This is a genomic window from Bacillus sp. AY18-3, assembly GCF_008042305.1.
Taxonomy (GTDB): Bacteria; Bacillota; Bacilli; order Bacillales; family Bacillaceae_G; genus Bacillus_A; species Bacillus_A wiedmannii.
In genome coordinates this window covers 284,831-306,591 of the sequence record NZ_QKQR01000030.1, presented here as the reverse complement: position 1 = coordinate 306,591, position 21,761 = coordinate 284,831, and the positions used below count along the sequence as shown (strand labels likewise).

Annotated in this window: 25 protein-coding genes and 3 pseudogenes; 22 read left to right on the top strand and 6 right to left on the bottom strand. The window is 33.6% G+C overall.

The window, feature by feature from the left end; genetic code table 11:
* The first annotated feature begins 49 nt into the window (after window positions 1-49).
* The 6 genes from DM800_RS24230 (at window position 50) to DM800_RS24205 (ending at window position 4,841) form a co-directional block, all read left to right on the top strand.
* Window positions 50-721: a nucleoside/nucleotide kinase family protein gene (locus DM800_RS24230; RefSeq protein ID WP_147787776.1), complete on the top strand. Its 672-nt coding sequence runs from the start codon at window positions 50-52 to the stop codon at window positions 719-721.
* Between the two features lie 127 nt (window positions 722-848).
* A complete protein-coding gene (locus DM800_RS24225) occupies window positions 849-1,673 on the top strand; it encodes a DUF2785 domain-containing protein (RefSeq protein ID WP_147787775.1) in 825 nt (274 codons plus the stop codon).
* Between the two features lie 105 nt (window positions 1,674-1,778).
* Window positions 1,779-2,765, top strand: coding sequence for an alpha/beta fold hydrolase (locus DM800_RS24220; RefSeq protein WP_147787774.1), 987 nt, complete (start codon window positions 1,779-1,781; stop codon window positions 2,763-2,765).
* A gap of 34 nt (window positions 2,766-2,799) precedes the next feature.
* A complete protein-coding gene (locus DM800_RS24215; RefSeq protein ID WP_147787773.1) occupies window positions 2,800-3,471 on the top strand; it encodes a response regulator transcription factor in 672 nt (223 codons plus the stop codon).
* A complete protein-coding gene (locus DM800_RS24210; protein WP_147787772.1) occupies window positions 3,468-4,463 on the top strand; it encodes a sensor histidine kinase in 996 nt (331 codons plus the stop codon). Before DM800_RS24215 ends, DM800_RS24210 begins: the two co-directional genes overlap by 4 nt.
* A 63-nt stretch (window positions 4,464-4,526) precedes the next feature.
* Entirely contained in the window at window positions 4,527-4,841 is a 315-nt protein-coding gene (locus tag DM800_RS24205) for a DUF3892 domain-containing protein (protein WP_147787771.1), read from the top strand.
* Between the two features lie 86 nt (window positions 4,842-4,927).
* On the opposite strand, the gene DM800_RS24200 is transcribed toward DM800_RS24205, so the two are convergent.
* Window positions 4,928-5,368, bottom strand: coding sequence for a YaiI/YqxD family protein (locus DM800_RS24200; RefSeq protein ID WP_088609204.1), 441 nt, complete (start codon window positions 5,366-5,368; stop codon window positions 4,928-4,930).
* Between the two features lie 81 nt (window positions 5,369-5,449).
* Window positions 5,450-6,892, bottom strand: coding sequence for a MocR-like pyridoxine biosynthesis transcription factor PdxR (gene pdxR, locus DM800_RS24195; RefSeq protein WP_147787770.1), 1,443 nt, complete (start codon window positions 6,890-6,892; stop codon window positions 5,450-5,452).
* Window positions 6,893-7,016: 124 nt separating this feature from the next.
* On the opposite strand from pdxR, the gene DM800_RS24190 reads away from it, so the two are divergent.
* Complete coding sequence (locus DM800_RS24190) at window positions 7,017-7,928, top strand: DMT family transporter (protein ID WP_088063852.1); 912 nt, start codon at window positions 7,017-7,019, stop codon at window positions 7,926-7,928.
* Between the two features lie 18 nt (window positions 7,929-7,946).
* On the opposite strand, the gene DM800_RS24185 is transcribed toward DM800_RS24190, so the two are convergent.
* Window positions 7,947-8,414 carry an NUDIX hydrolase gene (locus DM800_RS24185; protein WP_088609202.1) on the bottom strand — a complete coding sequence of 156 codons (468 nt, stop codon included), beginning with the start codon at window positions 8,412-8,414 and terminating at the stop codon, window positions 7,947-7,949.
* Between the two features lie 96 nt (window positions 8,415-8,510).
* Here DM800_RS24185 and DM800_RS24180 point away from each other — a divergent pair, with 96 nt between their 5' ends.
* From DM800_RS24180 to DM800_RS24165, 4 genes and pseudogenes are all read left to right on the top strand, one after another.
* Entirely contained in the window at window positions 8,511-8,912 is a 402-nt protein-coding gene (locus tag DM800_RS24180; protein WP_147787769.1) for a DUF3980 domain-containing protein, read from the top strand.
* A 17-nt stretch (window positions 8,913-8,929) separates the two neighbouring features.
* Window positions 8,930-9,400, top strand: a complete 471-nt coding sequence (locus tag DM800_RS24175) for a GNAT family N-acetyltransferase (protein ID WP_147787768.1) — start codon at window positions 8,930-8,932, stop codon at window positions 9,398-9,400.
* A 48-nt stretch (window positions 9,401-9,448) separates the two neighbouring features.
* The gene (locus DM800_RS24170; protein ID WP_147787767.1) at window positions 9,449-10,339 is read left to right on the top strand and encodes an AraC family transcriptional regulator; all 891 of its coding nucleotides are present in this window, start codon (window positions 9,449-9,451) and stop codon (window positions 10,337-10,339) included.
* A gap of 24 nt (window positions 10,340-10,363) precedes the next feature.
* Window positions 10,364-11,305 (top strand): annotated as a pseudogene (locus tag DM800_RS24165) (serine hydrolase domain-containing protein).
* A 162-nt stretch (window positions 11,306-11,467) separates the two neighbouring features.
* Here the strand turns inward: DM800_RS24165 and DM800_RS24160 are convergent.
* Window positions 11,468-12,226: a CPBP family intramembrane glutamic endopeptidase gene (locus tag DM800_RS24160; RefSeq protein ID WP_147787766.1), complete on the bottom strand. Its 759-nt coding sequence runs from the start codon at window positions 12,224-12,226 to the stop codon at window positions 11,468-11,470.
* Between the two features lie 169 nt (window positions 12,227-12,395).
* Here DM800_RS24160 and DM800_RS24155 point away from each other — a divergent pair, with 169 nt between their 5' ends.
* On the top strand, window positions 12,396-13,427 hold the full coding sequence (locus DM800_RS24155) for an SDR family oxidoreductase (RefSeq protein WP_147787765.1): 1,032 nt from the start codon (window positions 12,396-12,398) through the stop codon (window positions 13,425-13,427).
* 55 nt (window positions 13,428-13,482) lie between these two features.
* A pseudogene (locus DM800_RS24150) lies at window positions 13,483-13,916 on the top strand (SMI1/KNR4 family protein).
* A gap of 63 nt (window positions 13,917-13,979) precedes the next feature.
* On the opposite strand, the gene DM800_RS24145 reads toward DM800_RS24150, so the two are convergent.
* Window positions 13,980-14,177, bottom strand: coding sequence for a hypothetical protein (locus tag DM800_RS24145; RefSeq protein ID WP_147787764.1), 198 nt, complete (start codon window positions 14,175-14,177; stop codon window positions 13,980-13,982).
* A gap of 195 nt (window positions 14,178-14,372) precedes the next feature.
* On the opposite strand from DM800_RS24145, the gene DM800_RS24140 reads away from it, so the two are divergent.
* The 6 genes and pseudogenes from DM800_RS24140 (at window position 14,373) to DM800_RS24115 (ending at window position 17,967) form a co-directional block, all read left to right on the top strand.
* Complete coding sequence (locus DM800_RS24140; RefSeq protein ID WP_001167593.1) at window positions 14,373-14,762, top strand: GntR family transcriptional regulator; 390 nt, start codon at window positions 14,373-14,375, stop codon at window positions 14,760-14,762.
* A complete protein-coding gene (locus tag DM800_RS24135) occupies window positions 14,750-15,622 on the top strand; it encodes an ABC transporter ATP-binding protein (RefSeq protein WP_000432454.1) in 873 nt (290 codons plus the stop codon). The genes DM800_RS24140 and DM800_RS24135 overlap by 13 nt, the downstream gene beginning before the upstream one ends.
* Window positions 15,610-16,227: an ABC-2 transporter permease gene (locus DM800_RS24130; RefSeq protein WP_000933342.1), complete on the top strand. Its 618-nt coding sequence runs from the start codon at window positions 15,610-15,612 to the stop codon at window positions 16,225-16,227. The genes DM800_RS24135 and DM800_RS24130 overlap by 13 nt, the downstream gene beginning before the upstream one ends.
* 29 nt (window positions 16,228-16,256) lie before the next feature.
* On the top strand, window positions 16,257-16,550 hold the full coding sequence (locus DM800_RS24125) for a YfzA family protein (protein ID WP_147787763.1): 294 nt from the start codon (window positions 16,257-16,259) through the stop codon (window positions 16,548-16,550).
* A gap of 283 nt (window positions 16,551-16,833) precedes the next feature.
* Window positions 16,834-17,301, top strand: a pseudogene (locus DM800_RS24120) (NUDIX hydrolase).
* Window positions 17,302-17,322: 21 nt separating this feature from the next.
* On the top strand, window positions 17,323-17,967 hold the full coding sequence (locus DM800_RS24115) for an alpha/beta hydrolase (RefSeq protein WP_137052692.1): 645 nt from the start codon (window positions 17,323-17,325) through the stop codon (window positions 17,965-17,967).
* 47 nt (window positions 17,968-18,014) lie between these two features.
* On the opposite strand, the gene DM800_RS24110 is transcribed toward DM800_RS24115, so the two are convergent.
* A complete protein-coding gene (locus tag DM800_RS24110) occupies window positions 18,015-19,958 on the bottom strand; it encodes an elongation factor G (protein WP_147787762.1) in 1,944 nt (647 codons plus the stop codon).
* 264 nt (window positions 19,959-20,222) lie between these two features.
* On the opposite strand from DM800_RS24110, the gene DM800_RS24100 reads away from it, so the two are divergent.
* From DM800_RS24100 to DM800_RS24090, 3 genes are read left to right on the top strand one after another with little or no spacing between them, the layout of a single operon-like run.
* Complete coding sequence (locus DM800_RS24100; protein ID WP_087984603.1) at window positions 20,223-20,651, top strand: MarR family winged helix-turn-helix transcriptional regulator; 429 nt, start codon at window positions 20,223-20,225, stop codon at window positions 20,649-20,651.
* Between the two features lie 17 nt (window positions 20,652-20,668).
* Window positions 20,669-21,307: a nitroreductase family protein gene (locus DM800_RS24095; RefSeq protein WP_147787761.1), complete on the top strand. Its 639-nt coding sequence runs from the start codon at window positions 20,669-20,671 to the stop codon at window positions 21,305-21,307.
* A gap of 44 nt (window positions 21,308-21,351) precedes the next feature.
* Entirely contained in the window at window positions 21,352-21,645 is a 294-nt protein-coding gene (locus DM800_RS24090; protein ID WP_147787760.1) for a putative quinol monooxygenase, read from the top strand.
* The last annotated feature ends 116 nt before the right edge of the window (window positions 21,646-21,761 follow it).

Sequence of the window (21,761 nt, the reverse complement as noted above, 5' to 3'; positions counted from 1 at the left end):
AAATACCACTCATAATAATGTTATGTAAACTGTTTGTGGGAGGAATATCATGAACCGAAAACAACGAATCAAAGAAATTGTAGATCACATATTGAAGCTAAACTTAACCCATCCAACAAGAGTTGGTGTAAGCGGTATAACAGCGTCAGGAAAAACAACATTTGCAAACGAACTAGCGGAAGAAATAAAAAAACGAGGATTACCAGTAACACGCGCCAGCATTGATGATTTTCATCATCAGAGAGCGATTCGCTATGCACAAGGTAAAGAATCAGCAAGAGGGTATTACGAAGATGCACACGATTATACGGCTTTTAAAGAAAGGTTATTAAATCCTTTAGGACCTAACGGGAATTTACAATATGAAACGATTTCTCATAATTTAATAACGGATATCCCTGTACATAATGAGCCGTTAAGGGCCCAGCCCAATATGGTACTCATAGTAGATGGAACATTTCTATTGAAAAAAGACGTTGCGCATTTATTTGATTATAAAATTTTCGTAGATACAGATTTTGAGATTGCAAGAAAACGTGGTGCAAAGCGCGAGACTGAGGCTTTTGGAAGTTATGAAAAAGCAGAGAAGATATTTTTGAATAGGTATCATGCGGCTTGTAAGATGTATATAGAAGAGCATAATCCGAAAGAGTGTGCGGATGCTGTATTTCGGAATAGTGATTTAGCAAATCCAGAAGTTATATTTCATGAGCGAAAGTAATACACAATCAAAAGTATATGTATAGACTTTTATTTAAAGTTATAATTCTCGTATAATTAAATTAATTTTAAGAAGTAAAAAACGGGGGATAGGGCAATTAAAAAACTGTAAAAAAGGGGATAAAAAAATGACAGAAGTACTAGAATTAAAAGAAGAACTACTACAAATTAAAAATAATAATTATGCTGTACCAGAAGACGTAGATGCATATCCATATGCGCAGTGGATGTTAGATTATATCGGTTCACCTGATGCTGAATTACGTGATGATTTAATTTATAGTACGCTTCACACATGGATTACAAATGATGTATTTAGACAAAAAGAGTTACGAGGATTAATGTTACAAGCAATTAGTCCTGATTATTTATTTTATAAAATTGGTGAAAAGGGCACAGACTCTGTATTTAAACGTGCATTCTCCGTACTAATTCCACCACTTATTTTATCTGTTCATGAAAGAGAACCATTGTTATCTGAAGAACAACTGTACAGTGTGGCAGAACAAGTACTGGAATATGTATATTTAGAAGAAGATGTAAGAGGTTACGTAGAAGGAAAAGGTTGGGCACACTCTACGGCGCATGCGGCTGATGCACTAGATGCGTTAGCACGTACAATACAAAATCGTGAGTTTTCATATGCAATACTAGCTGCTGTTCGTCAGAAGGTTCGCTTACATGATTACGTATATATACACTTTGAGGATGAGAGATTAGTAGCGCCAATTATGTCGTTACGTCACCAAAATATTTTAACTGAAGAAGAGTGGAGCAACTGGTTACATAGTATAGCAACTGTTGAAGACATCCGACATCCGCAGCATGCTATTTTAGTACAAAATATTAGAACTTTCCTAAGAAGTTTTTATTTCAGAGTTTTAGAGGCAGAAGGTAGTACAGCCTTTACAGATGATATATTGGAGACTTTGAAGGGTTTGCGTAGGTATTAAAAATGGTCCGTCCTTAGAAACAATGAATAGATATTAATTTTGAAAATTTATTAGAAATTTATTTTTATATTGTACCCTTTCAATATAGATTGAAAGGGGTGTCAAATGAAAAAATTATTAAAGTCAGTGAAAATAATATTTTTAATGTGTATTAGTATGATTTTCTTTGGAACAGGCGCTGTATTTATATATCATAACTATCAATTAAAAATGGAATCGAAATTAATGAACAATGAAGGCGAACTTGTTAATTTCGATAATAAAAAAGTGAATGTTTATAATGAGGGGAGCGGGGAGGATACGTTTGTATTTATGGCCGGATCTGGAATTGCCGCTCCTGTTTATGAATTGAAAGGCTTATATAGTAAATTTTCGAAAGAAAACAAGATTTCTGTAATTGAGAGAGCGGGTTATGGATACAGTGATGTTTTTCAAGATGATAGAGATATTGATACGATATTAGAACAAACGAGAGAAGCGCTTTTACGAAGTGGAAATAACCCACCTTACATTTTAGTACCACACTCTCTATCGGGTATAGAGGCTATTTATTGGGCACAAAAATATCCAAGTGAAGTAAAAGGGATTATTGCGTTAGATATTGGTTTACCTAAACAGTACGTAACTAATAAAATAGGTATGGTTGATTCATTAAAAATAAAAGGGATGAATATTTTAACGAAAATTGGTTTTCAGAGATTAGCTCCCTCTATTACTTATAATCCCGAAGTCATTCGTCAATCCTTTTTAAACGAACAGGAAAAAGATATTTATAAAGCGCTTACGTATAAGAGGGCTTTTAATGATGATATGAAGCAAGAACTTTTACAAAGCTACAATAACGGTAAAAAATCAAATTCTTTATCGATACCAAAAGAAACACCTATGTTATTTATAGATGCGATTGCTAGGCAATATAAAGATTCGAAGTATACAAAGCAAAAAAACGAAGATTATAAGGAGTTTGCTAGCAAGTTATTAATAGCTGATGTAAAAATAATTGAAGGTACACATAGTATTTATTTATATGCTTCTGATGAAATATACAAAGTTGCTATGGATTTTATTAAGAATAAAGTAGTGAAGAACTAAGCAATTGTTATTTTAGCGATGAAAGGTCTACATGATGAAAGTATATAACATATTAATTGTTGAAGACGATTTGATTATAGGAGACTTATTACAAAAAATTTTACAGCGTGAGGAGTATAATGTGTGCTGGGAGAGAGAGGGAAGGAAAGTTCTTGATATAATTCATGAAATAGATTTAGTCGTAATGGATGTTATGTTACCAGGCGAAGATGGTTATCAAATTACAAAGAAAATAAAAAATCTAGGATTAAATATTCCAATTATATTTCTATCAGCTAGGAATGATATGGATAGTAAACTAAAAGGTTTGACCATTGGAGAAGAATACATGATAAAACCTTTTGATCCTAGAGAGTTATTGTTAAGGATTCAGAAAATGTTAGATAATCAATATGGTACGTTCACGCAAATTAACCATTTATTTATAGATGCAAAATATAAAAGAGTTTTTATTAATAATTTGCGTAATGAAGTTGCTTTTACAGCAATTGAACGTAAAATATTCTTCTATTTGTATGAAAATAGAGATAGAATTTTATCTAAAGAACACTTCTATGATTACCTATGGCAACTCGAAGATAGAAATCAAAATATCATGAACGTACATATAAAGAAAATCAGAACCAAAATTGATGATAAAACAGGTGATATTATTCAGAACATATATGGAGAAGGGTATAGATTAAATACCTATATGAAGAAATGAACTTAAAGAAAAAATATCAGTTACTATTATTCTCCGCCATTATTAGCGTACCGCTGTTATTATTGTCAATTAGTATCTTTGTATCAGTTATTTATAATGTTGTCTTTAAAACTAAAAATCAGGACATTCCTTTTCACGAATCCTATGCATATCCTACGATGTTAATCATATTTTTATTATCACTATTAATATTAGCTTTTGTATTTTCAAAATCGATTAACACAGTATTAAATAAAATTAATGTATTAAATCAAACGATTCGAGATTTAGCTAGTGATAAAAAAATCCCTAATATAATAAATGTTAAAAGCGATGATGAAATGGGAGAGCTGATTAAATCAGTGAACTTGCTTATAGAAAGAACAACTTATCGAGAATTAGAACTACAACAACAGGAACAAATAAAAAAGGAACTATTAAATAAATTACGGCATGATATTAATACACCCTTAACAGCGGTCAGATTACAATTATATTATTTAGAAGGTGAGTACAAGGATCAAGCACCAGTACTTGAATCAATGTATGAGCAGATACAATATATAAGTGATTTAACTAACGAATTTAATATTCAATCTACAGAAACCTTAGAGAATACTTATATTGTGAATGATGAAGTTAATATACATAATTTAATAGAAAATATGATTAAAAAATGGAGCTATTTGTATAGCATTCATAAAATTGAATTCGTATATAATCCACAAGATAAAGAGTTGATATGGAATAGTAATGAGTTATGGATGCAAAGGTTATTTGATAATATTTTTCAAAATGTCCTTAAACATTCTAAAGCTAAAAAACTCAAAATTATTATAGATGAAGATATTGTTTCCTTTAGAGATAATGGGATTGGGTTTGATATAAACAGTAAAGGTACGGGACTTGGTTTGAAAAATATTGAAGATATATCAAAGATGTTCGATGTAAAATACACTTTACAATCAAATAGTGGGGGTACTATGTTTTCATTTGAAAATACTAAAGTTTAGAGCAAATTACATAAAACCACCATCTCCCAACCATACTAATAAAATGTGTTGGAGGTGAATGTTATGGACGAAAAAGACTTTGAAAAAGTTTATAATGATTACTTACATCAAGGAGAAGGGCAAGCTCAATTTGAAGTAGACCATGAAGTCAATTCAGGAGCAGAACAAATTGTTGCCGTCCGTAAAAATAATGATGGTGATTTAATAGCGTTTAAAACAAGTAGCGGAAGAGAGTTAGATTATATGGCTGCACTTAGTGAAGCGAAATCAGGGAAGTTAGCTCATGTGGACGTATTTCATAAGTATGGTAGAGATATTATACGTAGTGAACCTGATGGAATAAAGGAAAATAACTTAGATAATTTACCTTCATTTTAAAAGGGTAAACCTCAAGAAGAGAATGTTCATTTCGATATTCTCTTCTTTGTTTTGCGAAGTTTTCCTTGCAAATAGACGGTTCATTTTTAAAGTGCAATCATACTTTTAAAGAGCGCTCTAAATTTCTCTTTATCTTCTGCTGTAAATGGTTTTGGTCCCTTTGTACGCTTACCGCTTTTTCGAACCATTGCACTTAAATACCGTGTTTGTAACAATTGTTCAATGTTATCATTCGTATACTTATAGCCTTTATGGTGTAGCACGATACAGCCTTTTGCTAAAGCGAGCGAAGCAAGACCGTAATCTTGTGTTACTATTAAATCTTCTTTTTGAGCTAATTGCATAATTCGGTAATCTGCAGCATCTGCTCCGGAATCAACATAAATTGTTTCCACACCTTTAGGCTGCTGAGCATTAGAATAATGAGAAAAGCTAGTAACGAGGGTTACAGGGATTTCTGCATTCGTAGCTTCAAAAATAATTACATCTTTTACAGGACAAGCATCTGCATCAACGTAAATGTTCATTTTTATCACTCCTATAACTAGGTTCGTGTTGATAATAATGGTAGATTTTTCTTTTGTCAAACGATAAAGCTTTATGTAAAGTCATTTTCCACAAATTAAAATAGCTTCTCGCAAACGAGAAATACCTTCCTCAATTTGATCAATATCCACTTTTCCATAAGATAAACGAATATAACCATCTTTCGCGCCGAAAATACTACCAGGCATAAATGCAATTTCTTGTTTTAAACTTTGCATAATAAGTTGTTTTTCGTTTATCGGTTCTTTTAATTTTCCCCATATGTATATACCGCCGGTCGGGTTTGAAAAAGAGATTTTATCGTGAAGTTGCTCATTTAAGGCGCGAACGATAACGTCTCTTTTTTCTGCTAATTGTTTTCGTAACGGTACGATATGAGACTGAAATGGTACAGTTTCAAAAAATTGTTGCATAAGCCACTGCGGGAAAATGCTCATACCTAATTCCATTTGGTGCCTTGCATCTGATAACCTTTCTACTACAGACTGCGGAGCGACAAGCCAGCCAACTCGTAAGCCTGGTGCAATCATTTTAGATAAGGAATGTACATAAATGACAGTTCCATTTTCATCAATCGATTTCAAAGTAGGGCAAGGTTGTTTTTTTTCTAGCGCAAGTAAACTGGACGGATCATCTTCAACAATTGCAATTCGTAAGTCTGCGCAAAGTGATAACAGTTTTTTTCTACGGTTTGGATGCAGCATTGTTCCTGTAGGATTTTGGAAATTTGGATTTAAAAAGATCATTTTAATACGGTGTTTTCTATATAACTCTTGCACATCATCTGGATTAATACCGTGTTCATCGACAGGTAACGGGAAAATACGAATACCTGCTGATTGGAATAACGGTAAGGAATAACAGTGTGAAGGACTTTCGAAAGCAACTGCATCACCGGGATTTAATAAACATTGAACGATAAGGTGAAGTGCTTGCTGTGCGCCAGATGTAATCATAATGGATTGTTCAGTCGCTTCAACTTTTAAATATTCCTTCATATATTTTACGACCGCTTGTCTTAGCGGAAGATAGCCTTGCGGATGATCGTAACTTAATGAATGCGTTAACGGTTGTTCTCGTAAAATCGTTTGTAGTTGATCGTGAGGATAGAGGTTACAACCGAGCTCTCCATTTGCAAAATCTATAATGTTTTCATTTTGTTGTACTTCCGCCCGAATATGGCGAAGTAACGGCAAGTTTGGTAAAAAAGTGCCACCTTCTACGAAATTTCTCCAATTCGGCGTTAATGTTGGAGAAACGCCCCACATATGTGTACTTACACGTGTCCCTTTACCAGTCGTACTTTCCACAATCCCCATAGCACGTAGTTCATTATAAGCAGTCGTTACCGTACTTCGGTTTACATTTAACTGCATAGCTAATTTCCGTTCAGAAGGGAGGAAGCTACCTGGAGGAAGTTCTCCGTATGTAATACGCTTTTCAATAAAGTCAACAACTTGCTGATAAATAGGGATTTTACTGTCGTTATCTAGCTTCCATTCCATACAAACGCCTCCGTATCTCTTAACTACATCAAGTATAACAAATTGGCTGGGTAAAAAAACAGCCAATTGGACGGTGTTATATCCAGCCAATTTTACTATGCTAAATATGGAAGGGGAGATTCGGATGAAACGATGGCAAATGGAATGGCTCCTAGTATCAGTAGCATTAGTATGGGGAGCAAATTATACAATTGGAAAATATGGCGTGGCATATATGTCATCCATTCAATTTAATAGTTTACGATTTTTAGTAGCATCTCCGGTATTATTACTTATTACATTTATGATGGAACGTTCATTACGTATTGAAAGAAAAGATTGGTTACGATTAGTAGCAGTCGGTATTGTTGGTACGGCGATGTATCAAACGATGTTTATGCTATCTGTGAAATATACTTCAGCAACGAACGCCTCATTATTAATTGCGATGTCACCTATATTTACAGGGATATTAGCAGTATTACACAAACAAGAACGTTTTTCGATGAAAGTACAAATTGGTTCAATAATAGCGTTTATTGGTGCAGCATTCGTTTTATTAACAGGACATACAGGAGGAGCTACTTATGAATATGCGTGGCTCGGAAATGTAATTGGATTAGTCGCAGCAATTGCGTGGGGATGGTATCCAATATTAGCGCAACCTCTTATTACAAAATACTCCGCAATGAGAGTCACATCATGGTCTACTTTAATTGGGATAGTACCACTTGTTATATACTGTTTATTCAACGTAAATTCTTTAACGTGGCCAGTAGATACGCCAAGCTGGGGATCACTAGCATATTCAATCATCTTTGCAACCATCTTCGGACTAGCAATGTGGTATGTCGGTATTAGTCAAATAGGTTCAACAAAAGTAATGGTTTATATGTATCTCGTACCATTATTCGCAGTTATCTTTGCAGCAGTAACAATTGGGGAGCAAATTAATATGATGCAACTCGTTGGCGGACTTATTATCTTTGTGGGTCTATATGTTGTAAAAAAAGGCGGAATGAAAAAGCCAGCTCTCAATTTGAAAAAAGTAAGTTAACAGTAAAAAGGATCTCTTTCATATAGAAGGAGATCCTTTTTGTTTTCGTAATAAAAGGGTTTGTTTAACGGCCCATTTTTGATGATCGTGAAGGAGAAGTTCGACAGCAAGTAAAGGAGACATCCACCTTAGAACATGATCATCCTCACAGTTTTCAGTTTGTTTCTGCACCATGTTCGCAATATAAAAGAACCCGTCATTTAAATAATATATATCTTCCTTTTCTGCATAAAAATATCGAGCCGCATTACCAATATATTGATCAATTTCAATTGCCCATCCTAATTCCTCTAGTAGTTCACGGTGCAAACACTCTTCTTTTGTTTCATTACCTTCCATACCACCACCAGGTAAAAAGTAACGGTCTCCTTTTTGGATAACAGCAATCATTGAAGAAGATGAATGGAAAATAATCGCATAACAACTAGGTCTTAATACATAATGAGCTGTAGATTTTTTCAAGCCAAACGTAAGTTTTGAAATCATAAAATACGACCTTTCTCTATAAAATACATAAAAGGAATATTAAGGTAAGTGCAGAATGGTATAAGTATAATCTTAATAGATTGGAGTGGTAACAACATGATAAATCGAAAATGTTCAAGGTGTAAAGAGATAACAGGTACGCTGCACGGTGGTAAAAAAATTAAGGAAGAATTTTTATGTGAGGACTGTTTGCAAAAAGGAATTGCGAACGGGGAAATCGAATTATCACAAGTGGAGAAAGAACAAACTTCGTATCTTTCTATAAAAATATTAAAAATAATGAGTGTTATTTATTTAATAGTATCTATTATAACCGCTTTTTCTGCTGGATCATTTATACAGGATCCAGGGCTTGGTGGAATATCCTTTTCAATAATAGGTGCAGTTGGTGTTATGATAATTGGATCGATATTTCAGTCTGTTCTTGTATTTTGTGGAATATGGGTATTCATCCTTTTAGTAGAAACGGTCATTAAAATTTATGAAAAAATGAAGTGAGTGAGAGGGAGAAACATATGCAAGTAAGAAACATCCAAGGGGAAGATTATGTAAAGATTCATTCTGTTTTAAATGATTGGTGGGGCGGGAGAGATATGGCTGCTATGTTGCCAAAACTGTTCTTCGTTCATTTTCAAGAAACGAGTTTTATCATTGAAGAAGATGGCGAAAAGTTAGGTTTCTTATGCGGATTCTTTTCACAAACATATAAAGATGAAGCGTATGTTCATTTTATCGGTGTAAATCCGAAGTATAGAAGAAGAGGAATCGCATCGACATTGTATTCTTACTTCTTTGATGCCGCTCGTGCAAATAATCGTAAAGTTGTAAAAGCAATTACGTCACCAATTAATAAAAAGTCGATACAGTTTCATCAAGAAATCGGTTTTCGAATTGAGGCCGGGGATGATGAGGTAGAGGGTGTAGCGGTACATACAAATTATGATGGGAACGGCGGTAGTAGAGTTTTGTTTTTAAAAAAGGTATAAAAGTAGGCTAGCTTAACGTTAGCCTTTTTGTTGTGAGGAGATAATAATATGGAGAGTAAACAAAGTAGAAATGAATACATACGACGCATTTACAAAGTACAAGATTATATAGAATCACACATAGATGATTCACTTTCAATTGAAGAGCTGGCGGATGTAGCAGGATTTTCAAAGTTTCATTTTCATCGTATTTTTAAGGGGATAGTAGAGGAGCCATTATCACGGTATGTAAACCGATTAAAATTAGAAAGAGCAACAAATTTACTTACATACCGTTTGGATATGACAATTACACATATTGCGTATCACTTCGGATTCACAGATTCCGCAGTTTTCTCCCGTACATTTAAAAATTATTACGGAGTAAGTCCGTCGCAATATCGAAACGATAATAGCAAGAATTGCAAAGACGTAAGGAGAGCTTCTCAATACAATGAGTGTAAGAAGGTTCGAGGAAATGTTGAAATTGTAACAGTGGACGATATAAACGTCGCATACGTAAGACATATTGGTACATATGAAGAGTTAACGATAGCTTTTCCAAAAATGATAGAGAAATTATTTCATTACGCAGCGGAGGAAAACTATTATGTATTTGAGAACACGAAAGTATTAACCATTTACCACGACCATCATGAATTTACTGAGGACAACCATTTAAGAACTAGTTTATGTATAACAATTCCGGATGAATCCGCAGTAGAAACGAGCGACATTGGAATAATGGTAATACCTTCTGGAAAGTATGCGGTAGGTCATTTTGAAATATTCCAAGATGAATATAAAGGAGCATGGGAATTCTTATATGGTGAGTGGCTTCCAAATAGCGGATATAAACCGAGAGATTCGTATCCTTTTGAAATGTATAAAAATGACCCAAGGCAACACCCGGAAAATAAACATATAGTTGATATATATGTACCTATCGAACCTTTTTAATCATGGGTTAAAGGGGAATGAATAATGAAAACTGCTGAAAAGTTAGATCAGATTATAAAAGAAGAATATGAAAATACTAATGGTATGTTAGTAGTACAGAAAGGTAATGTTATTTTTGAAAACTATTATAACGGTCACGGTCCAAATGATGCATTTCATATAGCGTCAGTTACAAAAACGATAATCTCTGCGTTAATTGGGATATGTATAGATAAGGGCTATATAAAAAACGTTGATCAAAAAATAATAGAATTTTTCCCAGACTATAATTGTAATTCATCTGAAATAACAGTGCGGCATCTACTTACTATGACAGCTCCATACCCTTATGCAGATTGGCAGGAACCGCTAGAAGAATTATGTACGAAAGAGGATTGGGTACAGTATACACTTAATAGAATGGGGAATGGCGGAGAAATCGGATCTTTTAAATACTCATCTGCAGGAGCTTATGTACTATCAGCAATTATTACGAGCGCAACAGGAAAAGGTGCCCGTGAATTTGCGAATGAATACTTATTTCAGCCACTCGGCATGAGAGAAATTCCAAACTACAATATGAAAGCATTTGGATTTGATGACTTATTCGGAAAAGATGTAAAGGGATGGGTTCATGATCCAAATGGTATTTCGATAGGCGGCTGGGGACTAACGTTAACAGTTAAAGATATGGCTAAGTTTGGACAGCTGTATTTGAATGAAGGTATTCATAATGGAAAACAAATACTATCAAAATCATGGATAAAAGAATCAATAGCGGTGAATCCAAATCAATAAGGTTACTTATGGTGGTTACGAGAAGAGGATGGAATCTTTTCATACTGTGCAATGGGTGATGGTGGGAATGTGATTTGCTGCGTACCAGAGAAGGAGCTCGTGGTGGCGATCGCTTCTGAAGTCATACCGAATGCAGGGGATAGATGGAAGTTAATTAAAGAGTCCATATTTCCTTATTTCAAAGATTAATATGGTTATTTTTATAAAAACAAGAATGAAAGGTTTAGTTAAACTTGTTTTGTTCTTCATGATAGAAAAAAGTATTGTATTAACTAAGTTGAGCAACTAAGATTAGAAAACTTCAACACCTATACGATTATTGAATAGGTGTTGAAGTACTTTATAATTTGTTTAGGTACTTTTAATTTTTCGATGTATTAGGTATATCATGCCAAATACAATTACCAGCAAGATAAATTTAATTAATTCCATTAGGCTAATATCCCATTTTGTTTCTACTCCATCTGTTAAATAAAATACATTGAACATGCCATGTAAAATTGCAGGTGTTATCACAGAATGGCTATACTCTCTTGTATACGTCAAAATTATAGATAATATAAATAATAACGAGAGATAGCTTAATATTCCTACAAACCATAATTCATAGTTTTTATAAAAGATTGATACTGGCAAATGCCATAAAGACCAAAGCGATGCAGTAATGATTGCTGTTTGTTTTAATGAATATTTTTTTCGTAAATGGTAATGGAAATTTCCACGCCATATGATTTCTTCTAAAAATGCAGATAAAGCAGCAATTGTAAGGCCAATGAGTAGGAGAAGTCCCAATTCATTATAATAATTAAATAAGAATTTTATATTATAAATATAAAAATAGAAATGTAGACATAGCCCTAGAATTATTGGGATTAAAATGGAGAAAATCAAAGTTCTTATTTTTGGACGTGAAATTCCAAATGTATGAACTATTTTTTGTTTCTTATATAATTTCTGATATAAAATAGCAGCTAAAAGCGGAATGACCATCGTAAATCCTAAATAATTACGACCATTTTCTATGTTCAGTAAGATAATATATACAAGAGATGTGAGGCAATAAATACATAATGTTGAATGGTAAACTATGTTTCTATTAATATTGTTCACCTACTTACATGTATAAGTGATTAATCAAATATCCGATATTTTAATTATATATGAAATGGAAATTACATATGTTGAACTTGTAGAAAAAGTTAGACCAACCCCGTAACTTTTCACAACAAAAAATCGTTTAACAAAAGAAAGGATTTTCAATCACGAATGGGGGAGAACAATGAAGATTCTAATTCTAGGTGGTACACGATTTTTAGGAAGAGCTTTTGTAGAAGAGGCTTTAAAAAGAGGGCATGAAGTTACATTGTTTAATCGCGGAACGAATAAAGAAATTTTTCCTGAAGTAGAGAAGTTAATTGGTGACAGAAATGATGATGTTTCAAGTTTAGAAAATCGGAAATGGGATGCGGTAGTCGACACGTGCGGATTTTCTCCGCATCACATTAGAAATGTTGGAGAAGTCTTACGGGATAATATAAAGCATTATATATTCATTTCAAGTCTTTCCGTTTATAAAGATTGGATTCCGCCTCATATAAAAGAAGATTATATATTACAACTCGAACCAACGGGCGATCAAATAAAGGCTGTGGAGAATGGTGAAGTTTCTCCTTATGAGTATTACGGTGCGCTGAAAGTATTGTGTGAAAAAGAAGCAGAGAAGTATTGGCCGGGGCGTGTTTTACACGTAAGAGCAGGACTTCTTTCAGGGATATTTGATTATACAGATCGGCTTCCATACTGGATTGGGCGTGTAGCAAAGGGAGGAAAAGTGTTAGTTCCAGGAAGAAAAGACCGTCCAGTGCAGATAGTTGATATAAAAGACGTCGCAAACTGGGGACTAAACATGGCAGAAAAAAATAAAGCAGGTACATTCAATGTTACAGGTCCGAACTATGAATTGACGATGGAAGAGCTATTAAATACGTGTAAAAAGGTTACGAATAGTGATGCTGCATTCGTTTGGGTAGATGAATCATTTATGAATGAACATAAAGTACAGCCTTGGACAGAGATGCCACTATGGCTTCCAGAAACTTTTTCATTAGAAGGTGAGACGAAGCCGTGGAAGGGTGGTTTTTCTATGAGTATTGAGAGAGCTGTTAAAGCAGGACTTACTTTTAGAAGGTTAGAACATACAGTTACAGACGTGTATGAGTGGATGAAGAGTGTGGATGAATGGGAATTAAAAGCAGGTATTTCAGGAGAGAGGGAGAAAGAGTTGTTAGAAAAGTGGTATCAATCAATTTAGGGAATCCTCTTTGTATGTAATTGATTGAACATAAGCGATGGAAGGATAAAAAGCTATGTGGAAAAACACAATTCACAGTATCTCACAAAACTTAAGTTTCAATAATCCAGCTAAAAAGGATGAACTCGCTGAAGTTCACAAAAATTTGCAGGTGGAGTTACCAAATGATTTAAATCAATTATTACAGGAAACAAACGGTGTAGAAGGTGAATACGGGGATTTTATATGGTCTACTTCAAAAATTAAAACTGAAAATATGAATATGAGAAATATAGTTGATTTCAAGGATTTATATATATGCCTTTTGACTGTTTATTATTTATTGCTGATGGCGGAAATGGTGATTTGTTTGGTTATTCCATTTTGAATGGAATCGTGCAAAGAGATGATATATATGTATGGAATCATGAAAATGATAGTAGAACTTGGGTTGCTCCTTCGTTAGAAACGTTTATGAAGTGGTGGGAAAGTGGGAAGATAAAAATTTAAACATAGTATCATGAAAAACGCCTTGTTACGAAAGAAACAAGGCGTTTTTGACAATCAACTAATCTACCAGTCTATCGGTTCTTCCCCGTACATGTCCCATAACTTAGGAAACATCTTTTTTAATCCTTCTTCGTCATCTTCATTCCAGTCTAACTTGATATCAACTTCCTCAGATTGTTCTTCTGTTTCAAACTCTTTTGCTTTCACACTACCAGCTGTGCCAATTTCTCCGTAAAACACAACGTAGTCTTTATACCGCATTAGATAGCAGTAAGACCTCCACCTCAAAATCGAGCAAATACGAGGAAGACCCGTATAAATAAGTTGTATGAATTACATTTATTATTAGATTGTGTTCGTGACTATATTTTGGAAATTTTCTGTTGATTTACAATGTGCGATAGTATATATTGTATATAAAGTATATATACAATATTTTTAAAAAGAGGTATTTGCATGCAAATCGTTATTACGAACACTTCAAAGGAACCTATTTATGAACAAATTGGTGTCCAAATAAAAAAACTTATTTTACTAGGTGATTTAAAGCAAGGAGATGCTCTTCCTTCAATGCGTCAGTTAGCAAAAGATTTAAGAGTAAGTATTATTACAACGAAAAGAGCATATGAAGAACTGGAAAAAGACGGTTTTATTTATTCAATTGTCGGAAGGGGGTCCTTTGTAGCAGAACAAAACATTGAAACTATGAAAGAAAAAAAATTAAAGACAGTTGAAGAAAAGTTGTGTGAAGCGATTCAAAATGCTAAACAAATGGATGTTTCTTTAAATGATCTAAAAGAAATGCTTACAATTTTATACGAGGAGGAAAACTCTTGGAAAACGTAATAGAACTTCAAAATGTCAGTAAATCTTTTAAAGGATTTCAAATTAAAAATTTTTCGATGGAAGTAAAAAAAGGATTTGTTACGGGTTTTATTGGGGGAAATGGATCAGGTAAATCTACAACGATTAAAATGATTATGAATCTAATGAACCCGGATAGTGGAAATGTCTCTTTATTTGGCATGAACTATTCGACTGATGCGAAGCGAATTAAAGAAAGAATTGGTTTCGTTTATGACGATAATGTGTTTTATGATGAACTCACATTAAAGGAAATTACTAAAATTATTGCACCTGCTTATAAAAAATGGGATTTTAACCAATTTACATATTATAAAGATCTGTTCGAATTACCATTAAATAAAAAAATGAAAACATTCTCCAAAGGAATGAAAATGAAAGCCTCTCTTGCAATTGCCCTTTCACATCATGCTGAACTAATTATTATGGATGAGCCTACTTCTGGACTCGATCCGGTATTTAGAAGAGAATTATTGGATGTTTTACAAAATATTATGCAGGATGGTGAGAAAACTATCTTTTTCTCATCTCATATTACAACGGATTTAGACCGCATTGCCGATTATATTACATTTATTCAAAATGGGAAGCATATTTTTACAAAAGATATTTATGCCATTGCAGAAGATTATATTTTGGTCAAAGGACCACTAGATATGTTAGATTTTGATACTGAGCGTGAATTTATATCTGTATGTAAGGCAAATACAGGTTTCGAGGGATTGATTGAAAATGTAAATTCTATCGAAACTTTATTTAATAAAGAAGTGGTGATTGAAAAACCAAGTTTAGAGGATATTATGTATTTCATGAAAAAGGGGGAGTCAAGATGCTTAATTTAATTAAAAAGGATTTGATTTTACAAAAAACCTTTTTACCTGCTTATCTCTTATTTCTAGTTACCTATTTGTGGGCCGGCATGGATGTAGCATATGTCATAATCATTTGTAGTGCCGTTTTTGTAATTAACACATATCAATCTGATGATAAAGATAATGCTAATATTTTAGTAAACTCATTACCGTATACTAGGAAGGAAATTATAAGTTCAAAATACGTTGGAACCTTATTTTTTACAATAGTAATCATCCCCTTTTGTTTAGTTGGAAAATATTTCATTTTAGACAGCATGGAATTTCAACTTTCCTTAGAAAGTTACATCCTAGGCTTCTTGGCAGTCATGCTGATTACTGCATTTTACATCCCATTTTTTGTTGCATTTAAAGTGAAAACACTTGTACCAGTTTTTATATTTTTATCTATTGGAGTTATATATTTAATGCGAAATACTCCATATTTATTAAATAAATATGCTAATGGCGTACTGACCTTTTTAAAAGAGATTTCAGATTTGAAATTATTTCTTATATTTGCTGTCATAGCAGTGGGGTGCTATGGGGTTTCATGGATATTATCTATTCGTATCTATCAGAACAAGGCTCTTTAATAGCAAGTTCTAAAAGGAGGGTCATTTAAATGACATCAAAAAAAGGGCGTCCTATTCGAATACGAAATTGGCTGAAAACTCTTAGAGCATTTTTCGTTATGCAACTAATTTTTATCATCCTTGATATGAATTCGTGGATATCGAACTTCAAGGAAGGAGGAGTTGGGGAGCGTCTCGTTAATTCAGAGTTCTTTACGGAATGGTTCGCTCCTTATAAAACAAAGCAATTTTACGTATTAACGGTAGTTATGGCTATTTTATTATTCCTAAATGTATTAACAAGTGCAATAAAAGACGCTTTTTCTAGAAAAAGAATTAATTAGCACATAAGTTGACCTTGCGTCTTTTTTAATAATGTCTTAGAAATTGTTTGATTTTTCAGTTTTGTATATTGACAATGTTTCCATTCGTCCCCCATAATGCTTCTCTAGTGTGTGCAGTGATTGTGACATATGTATTTATACTTGTGATGACAAATGATGCGTATTATTTTTGAAAAGTTAAAAAATTATTGAATGGAATAGAAACATTTAGTAATCTTATTTGTACAGCACATACATAATAGTTTTATAGCGATTTTTGAATAAAGCATAGGGGTGAATCGGTGTGGATCTAACATTTAAAGTTGAAGAGACATGTTTTAATTATCGCGTCGGAGCAATTTGTAAACACGATAATAAAATACTTATTCTGCAAGGTGACGGTGAAGATTTTTGGTACGTACCAGGCGGAAGAGTGAAAATGCTAGAAAATAGTGAAGATGCGCTAAAACGAGAGCTTACTGAAGAGTTAGCGGTTCCTATCGAGATAAAGAGATTAATATGGTCAGTAGAAAATTTCTTTACACTTTTTGAACGAAAGTTTCATGAAATTAGTTTTTACTATGAAGTAGAGCTGAAACAATTACCTGCAAATGGGGCGGATCAATATATTCTGAATGAAGAGGGTAGAACATATATGTTTAAGTGGGTACCGATAGAAGAATTAGATACATATAACTTATAGCCAGCGTTTATAAAAGATAAAGTAAAGGATGTATCAGTTCATACAGAACATATCGTTTTACAAAAGTAAACGTGTTTGGAGGGGGAAACGGTGAAGGGAACTAAAAAGGAAATACATATAGACGACAAAGTCATTCGTTACACACATATCGAAAAAGGTTCTAATACAATCTGTTTTATGTTTTCAGGTTCCGGTTACAATTATGATAAACCATTATTCTATTATGCAACGATGCTTATGCTTGAAAATAAAATAGATGTAGTACATATTCATTATTCTTATGACGAACAAGTAATGAATAAACTGATGGAAGAAGTAACAAAAATAATGATGGATGATATTAATCCTGTAATGAAGGAAGTATTAAAAGGTGAGCAATACAATCATACGATGTTTTTAGGGAAATCACTCGGAACCATTCCGATTGCAAATGATTTAATGAAGAGAGAAGATTTTTTACAGTCAAAAATGATACTACTTACACCTTTACTAACTTTTGATTCCATTTTTGAGTCGATTTTACATAGTCGTCACGAAGGGCTATTAGTAATTGGAGATAAAGATCACCAATATAATGCAGATCAAATCGATCGGTTACATAAAACGAATTTACAAATTGAAGTTGTCAAAAATGCAAATCATTCTGTAAATGTTGGAGAATATGAAACCGAGAATTCAATCGAAGCAATAGCAAAAATAATAGAAAAGCTTAAAGAAGTTGTTAGGACAAACTAACTTATCAATACATGCAAAAAGAGGTGCAATTTGCACCTCTTTTTTACTTAATAAGCCTTAAGCACATGAAGCAAATAATCCTTACGATTCAGCGGATTATAATCAACACGTTTTCGAGTAGGGAAGGGAGCCTTCAGTTCTTTGTAACCAGATGGCTTCGTTGTAAAAATGCCTTCTCCTTCAGTGAATGAATGAAGCATTCGCTTAAAATTCTCTATTTTCGCAACAGGTAATGAACCTGTTAACTCGTAAGAATCATTATTGAATATAGGATCTGCAAAAGCTGCTGGAATGGCAGCTAATTTATACATTGCGGTACTAATTGCACGTTCTGGTACAGTTAATTCAAATGCGTTTACTGGTTCAAATACACATGTTTCAGCTTGCTTTAAAGCATCCATTAAAACGAGTGGTGTTAAATTTCTAAAGTCACTCGCTGTTGTAACAGGGCTTGCATAACCAGTATATGTTAACGTGACGATAATGTCCGTAACTTCCCATCCGTACAAACCTTGTTTTAACGTTTGAAATACTGTATCTTCAATTGCTTTATGAAATGCTAAAGGCAGCGATCCAAGTTCAACGCCTAACTTATATATTATGCCAGAATTCAGCTCACCACGTTCGATTTTAAAGCCAATTGTTGCGTAAAATGGATTCGTTTTTTCACCCATTACTTCAACGCTATTACCTACGCCAATTGGCTTCTCAATACATACAACCCGCGTATTTGAGAAAGTCACCTGCAAATTATATTTCTCAAAAAGTGTTGTTTCAATTACTTCTTTTTGTACTTCCCCGAAAAGGCGAATATATAGTTCATTATGAATATCATCTTTCCACACTTTAATGAGCGGATCTTCTTCACATAGATCCATAAGTGCAGCGTATAGATCATGAATTCGTTCTTTTGGTACTGCTTCAATAGCAGCTTCCATTTGTGGTTCGGCAAAGTGAATGTCTTTTATATAATTCGTCCGTTCACCGATAATATCACCAATTTTAATATCATTCAGTCCCCACACTTTGCAAAATTCTCCGCTAGGAACGATAGAAGATTGAACAACATTCCCGTTATGAAATAGGCATATTTTCTTAATCTTTTCTTTATGCCCCAGAACGTCCCCGCGCTGTATATCAACATATTTTCTTACGTGTAAACGACCAGAAAAAACTCTTACATAAGCAATCTTTTCTCCAGAAGGTTCACGTTCAATTTTAAACACAACACCGGATAATGTTTCGTTTTCTGCCGACTTATTAGCTGGAAATAAGGTTGAAATATTTTCGAGCAGTTCAGTTACACCTATACCTGTCATGGCTGAACCGAAAAAGATTGGGTACACATTTGCTTGCTGTATTTGTTTTTCGAGTTCTTCTCTTAATAATACGCCCGGTACGATTTCATCATTTACATATGACGCAAGTAACGATTCATTATATGGTGCTAACAGTTCCATACAATCGTCATATGATTTGTATGCAATAATCCGGGCTTCTTTCGTTCCTTCGTTTTGGACAGAGTAGAAAGGGAATGCTTCATTTGAAAGAATCTCTTTTATTTGTTTCATAACTTTTTCAGTATTTGCGCCATTACGATCAATTTTATTTACGAATAATATTGTTGGTATGTTTAGTTTCTGCAATGTCCGCATTAAAATTTTTGTTTGTACTTGCACACCTTCAACGGCAGAAATAACTAAAATTGCACCGTCTAAAACGCGGAATGATCGCTCCACTTCAGCGATAAAATCAGCGTGTCCAGGTGTGTCAATGACATTTACTTTTACATCATCAATAAAGAAAGATACGACAGATGCTTTAATCGTAATTCCGCGTTGTCTCTCTAATTCCATTGAGTCAGTTTGCGTATTACCACTATCTACTCGGCCAATTTCTTTAATCACATTCGTTTCATAAAGAATACGCTCAGTCAAACTCGTCTTGCCAGCGTCTACGTGCGCGACAATCCCTATATTTATTGTTGTCATTTGTGAATATCCTCATTTCATTTTCCATTTTTAATTCCTCATTTCTATTTGTGTATTGCCGCATTACAATCACTCTCCAGTCATTTGAATTATTACTATTATAATGTAATTTACATTTTTTGTAATGATACAAAGCGCCTTAATTTGGAAAAATATAAATGAAAACAAAATGCTTGCATTTTAAATCGATATAGATTATATTAATTGACATATCAACTATTGATGTATCAAATATTTTTAAATTGGATATAAAGGAGGGGTAATTTGACAAGTTCATGCTCAAAAGAAGCAATTATTTTATATAAATTACACTTTCTAAATAAAGACGTAAGTTCGAAATTTGAAGGGTGTACGGGTATGAGTCAATCTAGACTAGAACTTATACTTCAGTTATATGAAGTAGGTGAAATTAGCCAAAAAGCACTTCAGCAAGAAGTGAATATTGATAATGCAGCGATTACGAGGCATTTAAAACAGTTGGAAGCAAACGGAATGATTACAAGGCGTAAAAATCCAGATGATAACAGAATTACGTTAGTTTCTCTAACTGAAGAGGGACGAAATAAAATTCAAGTGTATCAGGAGGAAAAAGAACGTTTTGCAGCATCTGCATTTAAAGGATTAAGTGAGGAAGAACGCGATAATCTTTTAAATATGTTAAATCACATTCAAGAAAACATAAAAGAACTATAAAAAGGGAGAATACAACTATGACTAAATCAGTAAAAACAAATGATTTTAACGAAATTTTAACAGGACGTCGTTCAATTCGTAAATACGACACGTCAGTGAAAATTAGCAAAGAAGAAATGACAGAAATTCTTACAGAAGCAACACTTGCACCATCATCTGTGAACATGCAACCATGGAGATTTTTAGTGATTGAAAGTGACGAAGCAAAAGCAACACTTGCACCACTTGCGAAATTTAATCAATCTCAAGTAGAAACGTCTTCAGCGATGATAGCTGTATTTGGTGATTTAAACAACTTTGATAACGCAGAAGAAATTTACGGTACAGCAGTAGAGCGCGGTTTAATGCCAGCAGAAGTAAAAGAAGATCAAATGAAGAAACTTTCAGGTTACTTCTCAATGGTTACACCAGAAGTAATGAAAGATACTGTACTTATTGACGGTGGTCTTGTAGCAATGCAATTTATGCTAGCAGCTCGTGCTCACGGTTATGACACTTGCCCAATTGGCGGATTTGAAAAAGACCAAATCGCAGAAGCTTTCGGATTAGATAAAGAACGTCACGTACCAGTTATGTTAATTTCAATCGGAAAAGCTGCTGATAGTGGTTACCAATCAGTACGTCTTCCAGTTGAAAAAGTTGCTGAGTGGAAGTAATTTTATAAATACAGAAATAAGTGAGATATGAGAGGGGAAACACCATGATTATTATTCACGCAATATTTCAAGTAGATCCAGCAAAACAACAATCATTTTTAGAAGGAATTCGTCCGCTGATTCATAGTTCAAGAGAAGAAAGTGGAAATATATCTTATGACTTATATAAAGATACAGAAAATGAAAATGTATATACGATGGTAGAAGTATGGAAAGATGAAGAGGCAGTTGCGAGTCATAATACGAGTGAACACTTTACATCTTTCGTTAGTAAAGCAGCACAGTTTTTAACTGCGCCACTTAATATAAAAGCTTATAATGGAGAGTTAGTGAAATAATAAGGTAGAAAAAGATGACTTTAGCGTATAGCTAAGGTCATCTTTTTTATTTTGATAGGAACATATTTACTTATATAGTAATGTGTTATAATTTGGAAATAAATAATTCTTAATTT

What these genes read in the sequence shown, in the direction of transcription:
- DM800_RS24130 (WP_000933342.1), top strand. Translation starts at nt 15,610, where the DNA reads ATGCTTAATTTAATTAAAAAGGATTTGATTTTACAAAAAACCTTTTTA.
- DM800_RS24200 (WP_088609204.1), bottom strand. Translation starts at nt 5,368, where the DNA reads ATGAACATTTACGTTGATGCAGATGCTTGTCCTGTAAAAGATGTAATT.
- pdxR (WP_147787770.1), bottom strand. Translation starts at nt 6,892, where the DNA reads ATGGAATGGAAGCTAGATAACGACAGTAAAATCCCTATTTATCAGCAA.
- DM800_RS24170 (WP_147787767.1), top strand. Translation starts at nt 9,449, where the DNA reads ATGGAGAGTAAACAAAGTAGAAATGAATACATACGACGCATTTACAAA.
- DM800_RS24230 (WP_147787776.1), top strand. Translation starts at nt 50, where the DNA reads ATGAACCGAAAACAACGAATCAAAGAAATTGTAGATCACATATTGAAG.
- DM800_RS24215 (WP_147787773.1), top strand. Translation starts at nt 2,800, where the DNA reads ATGAAAGTATATAACATATTAATTGTTGAAGACGATTTGATTATAGGA.
- DM800_RS24155 (WP_147787765.1), top strand. Translation starts at nt 12,396, where the DNA reads ATGAAGATTCTAATTCTAGGTGGTACACGATTTTTAGGAAGAGCTTTT.
- DM800_RS24225 (WP_147787775.1), top strand. Translation starts at nt 849, where the DNA reads ATGACAGAAGTACTAGAATTAAAAGAAGAACTACTACAAATTAAAAAT.
- DM800_RS24220 (WP_147787774.1), top strand. Translation starts at nt 1,779, where the DNA reads ATGAAAAAATTATTAAAGTCAGTGAAAATAATATTTTTAATGTGTATT.
- DM800_RS24210 (WP_147787772.1), top strand. Translation starts at nt 3,468, where the DNA reads ATGAACTTAAAGAAAAAATATCAGTTACTATTATTCTCCGCCATTATT.
- DM800_RS24095 (WP_147787761.1), top strand. Translation starts at nt 20,669, where the DNA reads ATGACTAAATCAGTAAAAACAAATGATTTTAACGAAATTTTAACAGGA.
- DM800_RS24145 (WP_147787764.1), bottom strand. Translation starts at nt 14,177, where the DNA reads ATGCGGTATAAAGACTACGTTGTGTTTTACGGAGAAATTGGCACAGCT.
- DM800_RS24125 (WP_147787763.1), top strand. Translation starts at nt 16,257, where the DNA reads ATGACATCAAAAAAAGGGCGTCCTATTCGAATACGAAATTGGCTGAAA.
- DM800_RS24180 (WP_147787769.1), top strand. Translation starts at nt 8,511, where the DNA reads ATGATAAATCGAAAATGTTCAAGGTGTAAAGAGATAACAGGTACGCTG.
- DM800_RS24110 (WP_147787762.1), bottom strand. Translation starts at nt 19,958, where the DNA reads ATGACAACAATAAATATAGGGATTGTCGCGCACGTAGACGCTGGCAAG.
- DM800_RS24185 (WP_088609202.1), bottom strand. Translation starts at nt 8,414, where the DNA reads ATGATTTCAAAACTTACGTTTGGCTTGAAAAAATCTACAGCTCATTAT.
- DM800_RS24175 (WP_147787768.1), top strand. Translation starts at nt 8,930, where the DNA reads ATGCAAGTAAGAAACATCCAAGGGGAAGATTATGTAAAGATTCATTCT.
- DM800_RS24090 (WP_147787760.1), top strand. Translation starts at nt 21,352, where the DNA reads ATGATTATTATTCACGCAATATTTCAAGTAGATCCAGCAAAACAACAA.
- DM800_RS24205 (WP_147787771.1), top strand. Translation starts at nt 4,527, where the DNA reads ATGGACGAAAAAGACTTTGAAAAAGTTTATAATGATTACTTACATCAA.
- DM800_RS24190 (WP_088063852.1), top strand. Translation starts at nt 7,017, where the DNA reads ATGAAACGATGGCAAATGGAATGGCTCCTAGTATCAGTAGCATTAGTA.
- DM800_RS24140 (WP_001167593.1), top strand. Translation starts at nt 14,373, where the DNA reads ATGCAAATCGTTATTACGAACACTTCAAAGGAACCTATTTATGAACAA.